21 protein-coding genes are annotated in these 16,145 nt (G+C 60.8%); 11 read left to right on the top strand and 10 right to left on the bottom strand.

The features are described from left to right. Positions 1 to 18 precede the first annotated feature (18 nt). From hisD to IE061_RS05370, 9 genes are all read right to left on the bottom strand, one after another. Positions 19 to 1,338, bottom strand: a complete 1,320-nt coding sequence (gene hisD, locus IE061_RS05410; protein WP_193461183.1) for a histidinol dehydrogenase — start codon at positions 1,336 to 1,338, stop codon at positions 19 to 21. Positions 1,339 to 1,351: 13 nt separating this feature from the next. After that, on the bottom strand, positions 1,352 to 2,005 hold the full coding sequence (hisG, locus tag IE061_RS05405) for an ATP phosphoribosyltransferase (protein WP_193461182.1): 654 nt from the start codon (positions 2,003 to 2,005) through the stop codon (positions 1,352 to 1,354). Positions 2,006 to 2,034: 29 nt separating this feature from the next. After that, positions 2,035 to 3,297, bottom strand: coding sequence for a UDP-N-acetylglucosamine 1-carboxyvinyltransferase (murA, locus tag IE061_RS05400; protein WP_039177440.1), 1,263 nt, complete (start codon positions 3,295 to 3,297; stop codon positions 2,035 to 2,037). Between the two features lie 10 nt (positions 3,298 to 3,307). Next, entirely contained in the window at positions 3,308 to 3,559 is a 252-nt protein-coding gene (locus IE061_RS05395; RefSeq protein WP_016913491.1) for a BolA family protein, read from the bottom strand. A gap of 136 nt (positions 3,560 to 3,695) precedes the next feature. Beyond that, the gene (locus IE061_RS05390; RefSeq protein WP_039177443.1) at positions 3,696 to 4,028 is read right to left on the bottom strand and encodes an STAS domain-containing protein; all 333 of its coding nucleotides are present in this window, start codon (positions 4,026 to 4,028) and stop codon (positions 3,696 to 3,698) included. Beyond that, positions 4,025 to 4,678, bottom strand: a complete 654-nt coding sequence (locus IE061_RS05385) for an MlaC/ttg2D family ABC transporter substrate-binding protein (RefSeq protein ID WP_193461181.1) — start codon at positions 4,676 to 4,678, stop codon at positions 4,025 to 4,027. The genes IE061_RS05390 and IE061_RS05385 overlap by 4 nt, the downstream gene beginning before the upstream one ends. A gap of 39 nt (positions 4,679 to 4,717) precedes the next feature. Beyond that, a complete protein-coding gene (gene mlaD, locus IE061_RS05380; RefSeq protein ID WP_193461180.1) occupies positions 4,718 to 5,182 on the bottom strand; it encodes an outer membrane lipid asymmetry maintenance protein MlaD in 465 nt (154 codons plus the stop codon). 13 nt (positions 5,183 to 5,195) lie between these two features. Continuing rightward, entirely contained in the window at positions 5,196 to 5,999 is an 804-nt protein-coding gene (gene mlaE / locus IE061_RS05375; protein WP_039177449.1) for a lipid asymmetry maintenance ABC transporter permease subunit MlaE, read from the bottom strand. Further along, on the bottom strand, positions 6,000 to 6,821 hold the full coding sequence (locus IE061_RS05370; RefSeq protein WP_040460708.1) for an ABC transporter ATP-binding protein: 822 nt from the start codon (positions 6,819 to 6,821) through the stop codon (positions 6,000 to 6,002). Positions 6,822 to 7,053: 232 nt separating this feature from the next. Here IE061_RS05370 and IE061_RS05365 point away from each other — a divergent pair, with 232 nt between their 5' ends. The 10 genes from IE061_RS05365 to IE061_RS05320 all read left to right on the top strand — a co-directional run bounded on the left by IE061_RS05365 (position 7,054) and on the right by IE061_RS05320 (position 14,167). Then, positions 7,054 to 8,040, top strand: a complete 987-nt coding sequence (locus IE061_RS05365; RefSeq protein WP_193461179.1) for a KpsF/GutQ family sugar-phosphate isomerase — start codon at positions 7,054 to 7,056, stop codon at positions 8,038 to 8,040. A 34-nt stretch (positions 8,041 to 8,074) separates the two neighbouring features. Then, positions 8,075 to 8,617, top strand: a complete 543-nt coding sequence (locus IE061_RS05360) for a KdsC family phosphatase (protein WP_193461178.1) — start codon at positions 8,075 to 8,077, stop codon at positions 8,615 to 8,617. Then, complete coding sequence (gene lptC, locus IE061_RS05355; RefSeq protein WP_100730779.1) at positions 8,618 to 9,202, top strand: LPS export ABC transporter periplasmic protein LptC; 585 nt, start codon at positions 8,618 to 8,620, stop codon at positions 9,200 to 9,202. Continuing rightward, complete coding sequence (gene lptA / locus IE061_RS05350) at positions 9,199 to 9,702, top strand: lipopolysaccharide transport periplasmic protein LptA (RefSeq protein WP_193461177.1); 504 nt, start codon at positions 9,199 to 9,201, stop codon at positions 9,700 to 9,702. The genes lptC and lptA overlap by 4 nt, the downstream gene beginning before the upstream one ends. 21 nt (positions 9,703 to 9,723) lie before the next feature. Beyond that, positions 9,724 to 10,470 carry an LPS export ABC transporter ATP-binding protein gene (gene lptB / locus IE061_RS05345; protein WP_193461218.1) on the top strand — a complete coding sequence of 249 codons (747 nt, stop codon included), beginning with the start codon at positions 9,724 to 9,726 and terminating at the stop codon, positions 10,468 to 10,470. Between the two features lie 105 nt (positions 10,471 to 10,575). After that, positions 10,576 to 11,991, top strand: coding sequence for an RNA polymerase factor sigma-54 (locus IE061_RS05340; protein WP_193461176.1), 1,416 nt, complete (start codon positions 10,576 to 10,578; stop codon positions 11,989 to 11,991). 97 nt (positions 11,992 to 12,088) lie between these two features. Then, positions 12,089 to 12,397: a ribosome hibernation-promoting factor, HPF/YfiA family gene (gene hpf / locus IE061_RS05335; protein ID WP_016913479.1), complete on the top strand. Its 309-nt coding sequence runs from the start codon at positions 12,089 to 12,091 to the stop codon at positions 12,395 to 12,397. Between the two features lie 4 nt (positions 12,398 to 12,401). Beyond that, positions 12,402 to 12,869: a PTS IIA-like nitrogen regulatory protein PtsN gene (gene ptsN / locus IE061_RS05330; RefSeq protein WP_016913478.1), complete on the top strand. Its 468-nt coding sequence runs from the start codon at positions 12,402 to 12,404 to the stop codon at positions 12,867 to 12,869. Between the two features lie 70 nt (positions 12,870 to 12,939). Beyond that, entirely contained in the window at positions 12,940 to 13,872 is a 933-nt protein-coding gene (gene rapZ / locus IE061_RS05325) for an RNase adapter RapZ (RefSeq protein ID WP_193461175.1), read from the top strand. A 25-nt stretch (positions 13,873 to 13,897) separates the two neighbouring features. Continuing rightward, positions 13,898 to 14,167: an HPr family phosphocarrier protein gene (locus IE061_RS05320; protein ID WP_016913476.1), complete on the top strand. Its 270-nt coding sequence runs from the start codon at positions 13,898 to 13,900 to the stop codon at positions 14,165 to 14,167. 6 nt (positions 14,168 to 14,173) lie between these two features. Here IE061_RS05320 and pmbA read toward each other — a convergent pair whose 3' ends face one another. Next, entirely contained in the window at positions 14,174 to 15,514 is a 1,341-nt protein-coding gene (gene pmbA / locus IE061_RS05315) for a metalloprotease PmbA (RefSeq protein ID WP_193461174.1), read from the bottom strand. A gap of 96 nt (positions 15,515 to 15,610) precedes the next feature. Between pmbA and yjgA the strand changes: the two genes are divergently transcribed. Next, positions 15,611 to 16,132, top strand: a complete 522-nt coding sequence (gene yjgA, locus IE061_RS05310; RefSeq protein ID WP_193461173.1) for a ribosome biogenesis factor YjgA — start codon at positions 15,611 to 15,613, stop codon at positions 16,130 to 16,132. Positions 16,133 to 16,145 lie beyond the last annotated feature (13 nt).

Genomic DNA, 16,145 nt, shown 5'->3' with positions numbered 1-16,145 from the left:
AGCCGCTCCACCCATACCTCACTTGCTGCGAATACGATACTCGGCCGAGCGTGCATGCGCCGTCAGGTATTCGCCTCGGGCGAGGATCGACGCCACTTTGCCCAGTTCGGACGCTCCTTCAGGAGAGCAGTGAATGATCGAAGAGCGCTTCTGGAAGTCATAAACCCCCAGCGGTGACGAGAAACGCGCCGTGCCGGACGTCGGCAGCACGTGATTGGGACCCGCGCAGTAGTCGCCCAAGGCCTCCGACGTATGACGCCCCATGAAGATGGCGCCTGCATGGCGGATCTCCTCTAGCCACGCCTCGGGCTCGGCCACGGAGAGCTCCAGGTGCTCCGGCGCTATGCGATTGATCATCTCGACGGCGTCGGCCGAGTGCTGACAGAGAATCAGCGCCCCCCGGCGCTTGAGCGAAGCACGCGCAATCTCCTCGCGCTCCAGCGTAGGCAGCAGCCGTTCGATGGAAGCCGCGACGGCATCCAGATGCTCGGCGTCCCAACTGACCAGAATCGCCTGGGCATCTTCATCATGCTCGGCCTGGGAGAACAGATCCATGGCCAACCAATCAGGGTCGGTCTGCCCATCGGAGACCACCATGATTTCTGACGGCCCGGCAATCATGTCGATGCCTACCTGCCCGAATACCGCACGCTTGGCGGTGGCCACGTAAATGTTGCCAGGGCCCACGATCTTGTCGACACGGGGTACGCTCTGGGTGCCATAAGCCAATGCTGCAACGGCCTGCGCCCCACCGATGGTGAAGACATGATCGACACCGGCCAAGTGTGCCGCCGCCAGCACCAGATCGTTCAGCACACCGTCAGGGGTCGGCACCACCATGACGATCTCACGCACGCCAGCCACGTGGGCGGGTATCGCATTCATCAGTACCGAAGAAGGATAGGCCGCCTTGCCGCCCGGCACATAGATACCAGCGCGGTCCAGTGGCGTCACCTTTTGTCCCAGCACCGTGCCATCGGCCTCTTGATACTGCCAGGACTCCGGCTTCTGCCGCTCGTGGTAGCGACGAATGCGCTCCGCTGCCACGGCCAGCGCTTCACGCTGTTCCGACGGCAGGCCCTCATACGCCGTTTTCAACTGCTCGGGCGACAGGCGCAATTGCTCCATGGAATCGACGGCCAGCCGATCGAAGCGGTTGGTGGCATCGATGACGGCCTGATCACCGCGCTGTTTGACGTCCGCCAGTATTTCATCGACACGCGCCTGCACGGCGCTATCGGACACGCCCTCCCAGTCCAGCAGCGTATCCAGCTGACGATGGAAGCCCGGCTCAGTGGTAGAGAGCCGAGCAATGGTGGCAGTGGTTGTCTCACTCATGGCAAACCTCGTGTCATTCGGCAGGCTGCAATTGACGTTGCTTTACGGCACTTTCCAAACGCGCCAACAGCGGCTTGATACGATCATGCTTCATGGTCATGGCCGCCTTGTTGACCACCAGACGGGTACTGATATGGGCAATCAATTCCCTTGGCTCCATGCCATTGGCACGCAGCGTATTGCCGGTATCGACGATATCGACGATTTCATCGGCGAGGTTCATCAACGGCGCCAGCTCCATGGCGCCGTACAGCTTGATCACCTCTGCCTGAATGCCCTGCTCGGCGTAGTAGCGGCGCGCCACGTTGACGAACTTGGTCGCCACCCGGCGACGAGCTCGTGCCGGTGGTTGCCCGGTCACGCCTGCCGTCATCAGCTTGCAGCGAGCAATGTCCAGATCCAGCGGCTCGTACAGCCCATCGGCACCGTGCTCCAGCAGCACATCCTTGCCCGCCACGCCCACATCGGCAGCTCCTAACTGCACATAGGTAGGCACATCGGTGGCGCGAATGATGACCAGTTTCACATCCGGCAGGTTGGTATCGAACAGCAGCTTGCGACTCTTGCTCAAATCTTCTGCGGGCGTTATGCCCGCATCTGCCAACAGCGGCAGCGTTTCGTCCAGAATACGCCCTTTCGAAAGGGCCAGGATCAGTTGCTTACTCATGATGTAAGGCCAATGGTTGGTCACATGGCTTAGCCGGGAATGCGACGAATCTTCGCCCCCAGCAGCTGAAGTTTTTCCTCGATACACTCATAACCGCGATCGATATGATAAATACGATCCACCAGCGTCTCGCCTTCGGCCATCATGGCCGCAATCACCAGAGACGCCGAGGCACGCAGATCCGTCGCCATGACCGGTGCACCGGACAGCTTGTCGACGCCCTGGATGAGCGCAGCGTTACCTTCCAGCACGATATTGGCGCCCATGCGATTGAGCTCCTGCACATGCATGAAGCGGTTCTCGAAGATCGTTTCCACGACACGCGAGTGCCCTTCTGCCACCGCGTTCATGGCCACGAACTGCGCCTGCATGTCGGTGGGAAATGCCGGATACGGCGCCGTGCGAATGTTGACGGCCTTGGGGCGCTTGCCGTGCATATCCAGCGCGATCCAGTCGTCACCACTGGTGATCTCGGCACCGGCCTCTTCCAGCTTGGCCAACACCGCTTCGAGGATATCGGCGCGAGTGCGCTTGACCTTGACACGCCCACCGGTCATGGCGGCCGCCACCAGAAACGTTCCGGTTTCGATACGGTCCGGCATCACATCGTGTTCACAGCCGTGCAGGGAAGGCACCCCATCGATGATGATGGTATCGGTGCCATGCCCCTTGATCTTCGCGCCCATCTTGATCAGGCACTCGGCAAGGTCCACGACCTCGGGCTCACGAGCAGCATTTTCAAGAATGGTACGGCCATCGGCCAGGGTCGCGGCCATCAGCAGGTTCTCGGTGCCTGTCACGGTCACCGTATCGAAGAAGATCGTGGCACCCTTGAGGCGTCCATCTACGCGCGCACGAATATAGCCCGCTTCCACGTGGATTTCGGCACCCATGGCCTCCAGACCACGCAGATGCAGATCCACCGGGCGCGAACCAATGGCACACCCGCCAGGCAGCGAGACGTCGGCCTTGCCGAAGTGCGCCAACAACGGACCCAGCACCAGGATCGAGGCGCGCATTTTCTTGACCAGCTCGTAAGGCGCATGGCACTGGGTCACTTGAGAGCCATCCAACTGAATGCTCAGCTTCTCGCCCATGACGGGCTCGACGCCCATCCGGCCCAACAGCTCCAGCGTCGTGGTGATATCCTGCAAGTGCGGCAAATTACCGATCACGACGGGGCCATCGGCCAACAGGCTGGCACACAGAATGGGCAGCGCCGCGTTCTTGGCGCCACTGGCCCACACTTCTCCGTCAACGCAACCGTTGCCGGTAATAATCAGCTTATCCATGGGCAGGCCGTTACTCAGCGCTTTGCGATGCAGTTTGCCACTGCGTCGGGGTAAACGTTTTGATGCTGATAGCGTGGAGGGCACCGGACGCGATTTCATCACTCAGCGCGGCGTAGACCAGTTGCTGGCGCTTTACGGGTGAAAGACCTTCAAAGGCTTCGCCAACCGCAATAACCTGAAAATTGCAGCCTTCTCCCTGGATGTGAAACTCACACCCATCGATGCGGGATTCAAGCAGTGCTTTGACCTCGTTGGGTTGCATAAGCCAGGAAACTCCTTTGGGGTCATGAAAAGAATGTGCGGAAAGGCCACATGATAAAGAAAAGCATCACGCTTGGCGATGTTGGCAGCATGACGGATAGAAGAAAGCAGCCCGTAGGCTGCTTTATGGAGAAGGATTACTGTACGGGGCTGTGCTGAGCTATCAAGGGCTCCAGCTCTGCCAGCGTCGCCAGACGCTGGAGCGGCGGCGATAGCACGATCGCGCTCACCGGCAACTGCCTGACCTGGCTCGCTCTCAGCCACTCGAACATCACGCTCAAGGCAGCACTACTGGCTCCATCGACACCGCTGAAGTCGAACTGAACCGACGTGGCTCGGGTGGTTCGCAGCCAGCTTACTCCTGCCGCCGCCACATCGGCGGCGGCGTTCATGCTCAAGTCACCGGACACCACCAGCCCATCCGGTTGCTCGGCCAGTGAGACATTCGGGCGGTCGAGCAGCGTGCTCACGCATCGCCCCCTTGCTCCAGCTCTTCGACGCCGATATCCGGCGACCAGCCGCGAATGACCGCATCGTAATCGCGATTGTTTTCACGCATGGCCTGATCGAACTGATTGCGGAACGTGAGGCCCAGGTTGATACCATTGACGATCACGTTGACCACGCGCCATTCACCATTGGCCAGGCGCAGGCTGTAGCTGACCGGGTAGACCTGACCATTGTTGGCCACCACTTCCATATCGACGCTGGCCTGATCTTCGTGACGCTGGGCACGCTGTTGGCTCAACACACGCAGCTCGTCGTAGTCGAAGGTCACCAGACCACGCGTGTAGGTATCGATCAGCGTCTGACGGAAGACATCCGCAAAGCGGCTGCGCTGCTCTGGCGTGGCATTGCGGAAATAGCTGCCCATGACGCTGGCACCGATATAACGGAAATCGGCAATGTCATCCAGGCTATCGTTGACCAGCGCCTTCAGCTCATCGAGATTGTTGGCATAGTAGTCTTCACGCCCTTCGATTTGCGCCATGAACCCTTCGATGTTGTCGCGAATCATCTGTTCGGGCGACTGAGACTGCGCCTTGGCCAAGGCAGGCAAAGCCATCAATAGCAGGGCCAGGGCAAACCAGCGGGAAAAAGTTGCTGCCATCTTTTGCATCGTTACACCTCTGTAATCACGCACCATCACCATGGATGCTTAGTTGCTGACCATATTGGACACAAACTGCTGAATAAGTTCTTCCAGCACCAGGGCCGATTGCGTGTCGCGAATCGTGTCACCGTCTTCCAGCACCTCAGGGGCACCGCCCACACTCAAACCAATATACTGCTCACCCAGCAGCCCAGCCGTCAGAATGGCCGCCGTGGTATCCTGCGAAAGCTGGCCTTCCAGGTCACTGTTCAGGCTCAGCACCACGCGTGCGTCGTACCACTCCCGGTCCAGCTCGATGGCCTCGACACGTCCAACGGTCACGCCCGCCATGGTGACACGGGCACGCGGCTTGAGGCCGCCGATATTGGAGAAGTTGGCTTCCAGGCGGAACGTGTCAGACGCGCCCGAAAGCGTCAAACCGCTGACTCTCAGCCCCAGAAAGACCAGGCCGATGATCCCCGCCAACATGAACAGACCAACGCCAAACTCCATGGTTTTACTGCGCTTCATGACACCACCCCAGCTATTGAAGGCCGCCGAACATGACGGCGGTTAAAACGAAATCCAGCCCCAACACCGCCAGCGATGAGTACACCACCGTACGGGTGGTCGCCCGAGAAATGCCTTCGGACGTGGGAATCAGATCATACCCTTGGAAAACGGCGATCCAGGTCACCACCAGGGCAAACACCAGACTCTTGATCATGCCGTTACCGACATCATTGATGAACGAGACGCTGGACTGCATGTTGCTCCAGTAAGAGCCTTCGAAAACGCCCAGCCACTCGACGCCGACCAGATAGCCGCCCCAGATACCGACCACACTGAACCCCACCGTGAGGATCGGCAGCGCCACGAATCCGGCCCAAAGCCTCGGGGCCACTACGCGACGCAGCGGGTCAACGCCAATCATTTCCATGCTGGTCAACTGTTCAGTGGCCTTCATCAAACCAATTTCGGCAGTCAACGCCGAACCGGCCCGCCCTGCAAAAAGCAGCGCTGCCACCACCGGGGCCAGCTCTCGCAGCAAGGACAGCGCCACCATCTGCCCCAATGCCTGCTCGGCACCAAAGTCCACCAGAATGGTGTAGCCCTGAAGCGCCAGCACCATGCCGATGAACAGTCCAGACACCAGCACGATAGCCAGAGAAAGCACGCCGACAAAATGCATTTGACGAAGCCACAGAGCCCACCCTTCACGGGAAGGCACCCCGACCGCCGACTGCGCGAGAAACACTGCCGCGCGCCCCAGCGCTTCCACCATCTCGCATCCCTTGCGCCCCAATCGCGTGATAGGCGCTACCCACTGTAAGAGTCTTGACTGCATTTACCCTGCCCCGCTTGCTGGATCGTGACCGAGAATGTCTCGGTAAAGGGTGTTGCCAGGATAGTGAAACGGCACAGGGCCGTCCGGCTCACCATGCATGAACTGACTGACTCTGGGGTCCTCATTGACATCCAGTGACGCCGGCGTGCCATGCGCCACCACCTGGCCATCGGCGATCAGGTAGAGATAGTCGGCAATGCTCAAGGTCTCCTTGATGTCATGGGAAACCACTACAGAGGTCAGCGACATGGCCTGGTTCAAGCGCTTGATAAGCTGCACCAGTACGCCCATGGAAATAGGGTCCTGGCCCACAAAGGGCTCATCATAGAGAATCAGCTCCGGGTCCAGCGCCACGGCCCGTGCCAGCGCCACCCGGCGGGCCATGCCCCCTGAAAGCTCGGCGGGCGACAGATGACGCGCGCCGCGCAGGCCCACGGCCTGCAGCTTCATCAACACCAGATCTCGAATCATGGTATCGGGCAGGTCGGTATGCACGCGTAGTGGAAAAGCCACGTTCTCGAAGACATCCAGATCGGAAAACAGCGCGCCACTCTGAAACAGCATGCCCATTCGCTTGCGCAGCGCAAACAGCGCTTTGCGAGACAGCCGATGCACATCCTGCCCATCAATCAGCACGCGCCCCCGGTCAGGCACCAGTTGCCCGCCGATCAATTTCAACAGGGTGGTCTTGCCGGTTCCGCTGGGCCCCATGATGGCAGTGACTTTGCCACGCGGAATGCTCATGCTCACGCCACGAAAGATATCGTGGTCGCCGCGGGAAAAGTACACATCCTCCACCTGGATAAAGGGCATATCCGTCATGGGCATCACACCCCTCGTTCGCTCGCTGACGCGGGCATGTCAAGCCCGGATCGGCGGTTTAAAAAAACAGTGTTTTCGAAATATTATCGAACATCGTATCCTAACGCTACCCACAGGAACAGCCACGCGCACCTGGCCTGCTGCCCAGCGCCTGCCCGCAGTTTGGCTAAAAGCCGCCGCAAGGTGTTATTCTTGAAGGCTATCAACCGTGATGACGAGAACGAGACCGATCATGCCCCAATCTCCCACCCCACCCAGCTTACTGCGTGAAAGCGCGCTGCGGACACTGCAGATAGAGCAAGCGGCCATTGGTGGTTTGCAAGCCAAGCTGGACGAGAGCTTCGACCGCGCCTGCCAGCTTATCCTGGCTTGCAAGGGTCGCGTGGTGGTGACCGGCATGGGCAAATCCGGCCATATCGCCGGCAAGCTGGCAGCCACCCTGGCCAGTACCGGCACGCCCGCGTTCTTCGTTCACCCCGGCGAAGCCAGCCACGGCGACCTCGGCATGATTACCCGGGGCGATGTGGTGCTGGCCCTGTCGAACTCGGGTGAAACCGGCGAAGTCACCGCCCTGCTGCCGCTGCTCAAGCGCCTGGGAACCCCCTTGATCAGCATGACGGGGCGCCCGGACTCCACCCTGGCACGCCATGCCGAGGCCCACCTGGACAGCGGCGTCGAGCGAGAAGCCTGCCCTCTGGATCTGGCCCCCACCAGCTCGACGACGGCAGCGCTTGCGCTGGGTGACGCGCTGGCGGTCGCACTGCTGGAAGCACGTGGCTTCACAGCCGAAGACTTCGCCCTGTCACACCCCGGCGGCAGCCTGGGCAAACGCCTGCTGCTAAGGGTACGCGACCTGATGCACGACGGCGCGCGGCTGCCTCGGGTGGCGCTGGGCAGCCCGCTGCGCGATGCCCTGCTGGAAATTACCCGCCAGGGGCTCGGCTTTACCTGTGTCATCGACAATGAGGGTCGGCTTGCCGGGGTCTATACCGACGGCGACCTGCGCCGCACGCTGGACCAGTTTCACGACCTGCGCAACGTCAAGGTAGACGACGTCATGACGCGGCCCGGCAAACGCATCGGCCCCGACGTCCTGGCGGCCGAAGCCGTGCGTATAATGGAAGATAGTCGTATCACGGCGCTGGCCGTGGTCGATGAACAGCAGCGCCCGATTGGCGCGCTACATATGCATGACCTGCTGGCAAGCGGCGTTATCTAACCCATGATCCCATGATGAATGATACGGAGGCTCTATGGCCCTACCTGACGCGCTTTTAGATCGTATACGCCGTGTAAAACTGCTGGCCCTGGACGTGGACGGCGTGCTGACCGATGGTCGCCTTTACTTCCAGGCCGACGGCGTCGAAATCAAGGCCTTTCATACCCAGGATGGCCACGGCTTGAAGCTGCTCAAGCGCGCCGGCATCCATGTCGCGCTGATTACCGGCCGTGACTCGCCCATGGTGAGCCAGCGCGCCGCAGCGCTGGGCATCAGCCATGTTCATCAAGGCTGTGAAGATAAGCTCGCCACCCTGCGTGGGCTCTGCCAGCGGCTCGGCATCACCCTGGAGCAGGTCGCCTTCTGCGGCGATGACCTCCCGGACCTGGCGCCGATCAAACGCTCGGGCGTCGGCATCACCGTCCCCAACGCACCGGACTACATGCATACCCACGCCGATTGGATTACCGACCGTCTGGGCGGGCATGGCGCCGTTCGCGAAATTTGCGACACGCTGCTGACCAACCAGGGGCACTGGGACGCCGTGCTCGACACTTACCTACACGGCTCCACCTGAATGGGCATCAGGGTGAAAAAGCGCGTCTGGCTGACGGGGCTGGTCATCACCCTGGGGGGACTGCTGGTTTGGCTGGACCCCCGCGCGCCCCAGCAGCGCGAGGTAGATCCTGAGGCTCAGGCTCAGGAGCCCGGACACGTGCTGGAGAGTGCCGAGATCACTCTGTTTGGTGAAGATGGCACTCTGCAACAGTCGCTGGTCGCGCCGCGACTGGTACATACCCCGCAAGCGGCGATGACCAACGTCACGTCACCGCGCGCCACGCTGTTCGATAGTGAACAGCGTGAGTGGTTGGCGGTTGCCGATACCGGCACCCTGAACACGGACACCCAGGCGCTGACGCTGGCCGGATCGGCACGGCTATTGGCACCAGACGAAGGCTGGCAGCTGGATACCGACCTGCTGCATTATGATGGCCTGGCACGTCATGCCTGGAGCGACACCCCCGTAGTGCTGCAGCAGCCACCCCAGCGTATCGAGGCATCCCGTATGGATGTCTGGCTGGACGATAGTCGTGTCAGCTTGATCAATAACGTGCGCGGCGTGCACCCGCCCGCCCCCCACCCTTCTCAGGAGTCGCCATGAACGCCCTGCTTCGTACGGCACTGCTCGCCCTTGCCGTCCCCATGGTGGTAGGCGTACTGCCTGCTACTGCTCAACAACAGGCCCCTATCGAAGTAGAGGCCGACCGCCTGGACCTGGACCAGCGCGCGGGCACGGCGGTTTACTCTGGCAATGTCGATATTCGTCAGGGTGAAATGCAGCTGCGCGGAGAGCGTGTCGAAATTCACCGCAACCAGGCCGGCGAACTCTCCCGGGCCGTCGCCACGGGCGAGCGTGCCTACCTGCGCAATCAACTGGAAGACCAGACGACGCCCATGGAAGGCTGGGCGCGACGCATCGTCTACCATGTGTCCGAGCGGCGTGTAGAGCTGATCGACCAGGCCGAACTGACCCAGCAAGGGGACCGCTTCCAGGGGGGACGGCTCGAATACTTCATCGACCGCGGGGTGGTCCAAGCACGCTCCGATGTCAGCGGCAGCGCACCGCAACGCATCCGCATGACCTTACAGCCCGAGCAATAGAGAGAGCCCCTCGTGACAGCCATCAGCCCCGACACTGCAGCGGTCAAGACGCTCCATGCACAGCATCTGGCCAAGAGTTACAAGCGCCGCCGCGTGGTCAAGGATATCAACCTGGAAATTGCCCAAGGCAGTGTCGTTGGCCTGCTCGGCCCCAACGGCGCAGGCAAGACCACCTCGTTCTACATGATCGTCGGCCTGGTGAAATCCGATGCTGGCAAGGTGGGCATCGACGATCTCGACCTGACCCGGGCGCCGATGCATGAACGCGCGCTGGCGGGTATCGGCTACCTGCCCCAGGAAGCATCGATCTTTCGCAAGCTGTCGGTGGCCGACAACATCATGGCCATTCTGGAAACGCGCCGGGAGCTGGACCGCAGTAGCCGAGAAGCGAAGCTCGAATCCCTGCTGGAAGACTTCCACATCACCCACATTCGCGACAACCTGGGCATGAGCCTGTCGGGCGGCGAGCGGCGACGAGTGGAAATTGCCCGCTCGCTGGCCACCGAGCCCGCTTTCATTCTACTGGACGAACCTTTTGCTGGCGTCGACCCCATTTCCGTGGGCGATATCAAGTCGATCATACGCGCGCTCAAGAAGCGCCATATTGGCGTGCTGATTACCGACCACAACGTGCGTGAAACCCTGGATATCTGCGATATTGCCTATATTGTTGGCGACGGACACATCATAGCCAGTGGAAACCCCCAGGAAATTCTCAATAACCAGAAGGTGCGCGACGTCTACCTGGGCGCCGACTTCCGCCTTTAAATAATGGCCCACGAAGGCATTTTATTTAGTGGCATGCTTATTGCACTTGCACCAAACGGAGAGTCGCTCTAGGGTGGAGCTTTCTGATTAACGAGTGGTTCTCAGATGGTCATGAAAGCTTCTCTTCAACTGCGTATCGGCACACAGCTGACCATGACACCTCAGCTGCAGCAGGCCATTGCGCTGCTTCAGCTATCGACGCTGGACCTTCGTCAAGAAATTCAGCAGGCGCTGGATGGCAACCCCATGCTCGAACAGGAGGATGAGTTTGGCGAACAGGCGGTCAGCGAGCCTCAGGAAGCCGAGTGGGCAGACAGCATTCCCAACGAGCTCTCCGTGGACAGCGACTGGTCCGACACCTACCAGGACATGGGCAGCGCGGGCGGCAGTAGCGAAGGCCCGGACTTCGAGCGCCAGGCGGCCGGTCAGAGCCTTCATGGGCACTTGCTCTGGCAACTGGCCATGACCGACTTCTCTGCGCGTGAGCATGCCATTGCCGAGAGCCTCATCGATGCGCTGGATGCCAACGGCTATCTGACCCAGCCGCTCAACGACATCCGCGAGGGGCTCAAGGCGCAGGGCCACGATGGCCTGAGCCAACGCGAGGTCGAAAACACCTTGCTGCGCCTGCAGCAGTTCGAGCCTACTGGCGTGTTCGCCCGTGACCTGCGCGAGTGCCTGATGCTGCAGCTGGCCGCGCTACCCGAAGACACTCCGCTGTTGATGCCCGCCAAGCGCCTGGTACGCCAGTTTCTCGAAGCGCTGGGCAAGGACGACATGCGCCTGCTGAAACGACGCCTGAGCCTCGATGACGAGCAGTTGGACGATGTCATCCGTTTAATCCGCAGCCTTGACCCTCGCCCCGGAAGCGCCTACGGCGTCACCGACGACAGCTATGTGACGCCGGACCTGGTGGTACGTCACAATCACGAGGGCTGGCATCTGGAGCTCAACCCGGAAGCGCTGCCTCGGCTACGTATCCAACCCGACTACGCCAGCCTGATCAAGCGCGCCGACAAGAGCCAGGACAACCAGTTTTTGAAAGAGCACCTCCAGGAGGCTCGCTGGCTGATCAAGAGCCTGTCGAGCCGCAACGACACGCTGCTGCGCGTGGGGCGCGAGATCATTGCCCGCCAGATAGGCTTCCTCGAGCAGGGTGAAGAGGCCATGAAACCGCTGATTCTGGCCGATATCGCCGAAGCGGTAGAGATGCATGAATCGACTATCTCCCGAGTCACCACCCAGAAATACATTCATACCCCGCGCGGGGTCTTCGAGCTCAAGTACTTCTTCTCCAGCCAGGTCAGCGGCCAGGAGGGCGGCGACAGCCACTCCAGCACGGCCATTCGAGCGCGTATCAAGAAACTGATTCAGGACGAGCCGCCAGGCAAGCCACTCTCCGACAGTCGCCTGGTCACCCTGCTGGAAGAGGGTGGCATTACCGTGGCACGCCGCACCGTCGCCAAGTACCGAGAGTCGATGGGTATACCTTCGTCGAGCGAGCGACGCCGTTTGCGCTAGTTAAACGCTCTTGCCCAACAAACTCGCGGCGAGGGCTTTGCAATGGCCCAAAAAGGGTTACAATCGAAGTACAGTCCGATGGATAAGGAGCACGTCAATGCAAGTAAACATCACTGGTCATCACGTTGAACTGACTGACGCCTTGCGTGACTACGTAAACGAAAAGCTGGAACGCGTTGAGCGTCACTACGACAACATCACGACCGTCCAGGTCACCTTATCTGTCGAAAAGGAGCGCCAGCAAGCGGCTTGCACGCTGCATGCCGCAGGAGCAGACCTGCATGCGGAAGCGCAGGATAATGACATGTACGCGGCCATTGACGCCCTGGCGGACAAAATCGACCGTCAGCTGGTAAAACACAAGGAAAAAGCACAAGCCCGCGCCCAAGGCGCTGGCGTGCGTTAAACCGATGACGTTGGAAACCATACTCCCCCCGGAGCGCGTGCTGTACGACGTGCCCGGGGGCAGCAAAAAAAGGGTGCTGGAGTTTTTCAGCACCTTTATCGCTCAGAACACGCCCAGCCTGGACAGTCAGGAAGTCTTTAGCCGCCTGATTGGCCGTGAACGGCTGGGCAGCACTGGTATCGGCAATGGCGTAGCCATCCCCCATGCACGCAGCCCTCACTGCAGCACGCCCATTGCTGGCTTTCTCAAGCTGGCCGAGCCCGTCGACTTCGACGCCATCGATGGTGACCCGGTCGATCTGGTCTTCGTGCTGTTGGTTCCCGAAGAAGCCGATGACACGCACCTGGCCCTGCTGGGTCAGGTGGCTACGATCATGAACGACGCTGCCACGCGCCAACAGCTGCGCAATGTCAGTAGCCAGCGCGCATTGCTCGAGCTGCTGACCGACAAGATTCGCGAGCAGGCTGCCTAGCGCAGCCATTGCCAGGCAGCAAGGCACACGGCAAGCCCTCTATCCCTTTGATACCCAAGAGAGATGCGCTATGCAGCTGGTGATCATTAGCGGCCGCTCAGGGTCCGGCAAGTCCATCGCCCTACAGGCGTTGGAGGATCTTGGCTATTACGCCATCGACAACCTGCCCGCCATGCTGCTGGGCTCGCTGGTCGATGAATTGCGCGAGCAAGGGGGGCGAACTCACCTGGCGGTCAGCATCGATGCGCGCAACCTGCCCACGGCGCTGGAGCAGTTGCCTGCGCTACTGGGAGAGCTACGTCAACGCCAAATCCGTTTTCAGGTCATCTACCTGACCACGGACGCGCGCATTCTGCTGGAGCGCTACTCGGCCACCCGGCGGCGCCACCCGCTGACCCGGGATAGTGACATGACCCTGGAAGAAGCCATCGACAAGGAAGAGCAGACGCTGCTCGACATTCGCGATCTGGCCGACCTGCTGATCGACACGTCACGCCTCTCGGTGCACGATCTTCGCCGTCGCATCACCGATCAGGTCGCTCACCAACGGCGTGACCAGCTGACCCTGACGTTTGAATCCTTCGGCTATAAGCGGGGCGTGCCCATGGATGCCGATATCGTGTTTGACGTGCGCTGCCTGCCTAACCCTTATTGGGATCCCAGCCTGCGGCAGTTCACCGGACGCGATGCCAATATTCAGGCCTTCCTGGGCGGCTACCCCATCGTCGATGACATGCGTGACGATATTCATGCCTGGTTGGACAAGTGGCTGCCCGCCTACCAAAGCAGTCAACGTAGCTATATGACCGTGGCCATTGGCTGCACTGGCGGCCAGCATCGCTCTGTCTACATGGTGGAACAACTGGCGCAGGCGCTGGTCAAGCGCACTGGCGCCATTCAGCTCAGGCATCGGGAATTGGGCTTGCAGTACACGCTAAGCGAATTACCCGCTACCGTCGATGCCACTTCTTCCACCCCCCCCAGCGACACGACGTCGCCCTGATCTCACTCGGCAAAAAGGAACCAGAGTGCCTGAAAGAACCTTAACGCTGACCAATCAACGCGGCCTTCATGCCCGCGCTGCCACCAAGCTGGTCACGTGCGGCCAGCAGTTTTCAGCCCGTATTCATGTTTACAAACAGCAGCAGAAAGCCGATGCCGCCAACATCATGTCGCTGCTGATGCTGGCGGCCCCTTGCGGCACTTCGCTGACCATCACCGCAGAGGGCGAAGATGCCGACCAGGCCCTGGATGCCATCCAGGCCCTGTTCGACGCACGTTTCGACGAGGATCAGTAACCCTCGTTAGCTGCCCGCCACCGTCATGGCATCCACCAGCCAGCTGCCGGTATGGATGCTGCCCCGCGTATCGGTATCGTCGCCAATGCCCACCAGGCCAGCGAACATGGTGTTGAGATTGCTGGCAATGGTGAACTCTTCGATGGGGTACTGCACCTCGCCATTTTCTACCCAGAATCCGGCGGCACCGCGAGAGTAGTCCCCCGTTACGCCATTGACCCCCTGCCCCATCAGCTCGGTCACCCAAATGCCCTGCCCCATTTGCTGCAGCAGCTCATCACGCGATGTCAGCGGGGCCAGAAGACGCAGGTTGCGCGCTCCTCCGGCGTTTCCGGTCGACTGCATGCCCAGGCGGCGGGCACTGTAGGCAGACAGCATGTAGCTGGCGACCCTGCCCTGCTCGATGAAACGGTTATCCCGGGTCTGCACGCCCTCGGCATCGAAGGGCGAACTGGCGGTGGCACCGACTTCCATGGGGCGTTCTTCCAGTCCCATCCACTCCGGGAAAAGCGGGCTACCCAGACGATCACACAAGAACGATGCTTCACGGTATAGTGCGCCACCCGCCAACGCGCCCATCAGGTGCCCTATCAGGCCAGCGGCCAGGCTGGGGTCGAACAGCACGGGAAAGGTACCGGTAGGCGGTTTGCGCGAACCCAGCCGTCGCAGGGTGCGTGCAGCCGCTTCGCGCCCGACCTCCTCCGGGTCACGCAACTGTAGAGGGTTACGCGCCGACGTGTAGTCATAATCGCGCTGCATACCCTTGCCATCCTGGGCAATCAACATGCATGACAACGAATGGCTACTGCCCTTTTGGGTGCCTAGAAAGCCATGGCTATTGGCATAGACCCGAACGCCCTCGCCACTGGACAACGAGGCACCTTCCGACTGGTGAATACCGTCCACGCTGCGCCCCGCCTGTTCACAGCGCAGCGCCAGCTCGATGGCCTGTTCGGTCGAGAGCGCCCACGGGTGATGCACCTTGAGATCCGGCAGCCGGGTCGCCATCAGCGCAGCATCTGCCAACCCGGCAGCAGGGTCTTCACCGGTATAACGCGCAATTGCCAGAGCCTTTTCCACCGTGGCGCGCAGCGAGGCGCTGCTGGCATCCGTGGAGGAGGCGCTCCCCTTGCGCTGGCCAACGTAGACCGTAATGGCGATTCCCTGGTCACGGGAAAGCTCGACGGTCTCGACCTCGCCGAGCCGTACGCTGACGCCCACCCCCTGGTCGACACTGGCGCCTACTTCAGCGGCATCGGCGCCCAGCGTTTTCGCCAGGCCAAGGGCTTCTTCCGCCCGCTGCGCCAGTAGCGCCTGTTGCGCTGCTGCATCAAATGCCTGTGCCATGTGGTCTCCTTTTCGCCTCAATTGCATTGGCGAATCAATGTTATGGTCGCAGCCTGATATAATGCTGCCGACGAATCCAAATCAGTGAGTGTCTGTATGCCTAAGCAACGCCCCGAGCCCCTCGATATTGACGAGCAGGAAGAGCGTCCCAGTAAATCCCAGCTCAAGCGTGAAATGCATGCTCTTCAGGCGCTTGGCGAAACCTTGATTGCCATGAAACCCGCCGAACGGTCGCGTTTTCCGCTGTCTGACGACATGCTGCGGGCCATCGAGGAAACCTCGCGCATCCGCTCCCATGAAGGCCGCCGCCGCCACATGCAGTACGTGGGCAAGTTGATCCGCAAGGAGGATCTAGCCGCCATCCAGGGGGTATTCGATGCCATCGAGCAAGAGAAAGAGCAGCGCGACCATGCCTTTCATCGTCTGGAAAAATGGCGTGATCGGCTGGTCGACGAGGGTGATGACGCCGTCGACCTGTTCCTTGCCGACTACCCCGGTGCCGACCGCCAGACCCTGCGTCAGCTGGTGCGTAACGCCCGCAAGGAGCGTGAGCAGGGCAAACCGCCGACCAGCGCGCGCAAGCTGTTCAAGCACTTGCGCGATACGCTGGCGCTCTGACCCCCACACCAAC

Source organism: Vreelandella hamiltonii (assembly GCF_014651795.1).
GTDB lineage: Bacteria > Pseudomonadota > Gammaproteobacteria > Pseudomonadales > Halomonadaceae > Vreelandella > Vreelandella hamiltonii.
This window is presented reverse-complemented; position numbering and strand designations above follow the sequence as displayed.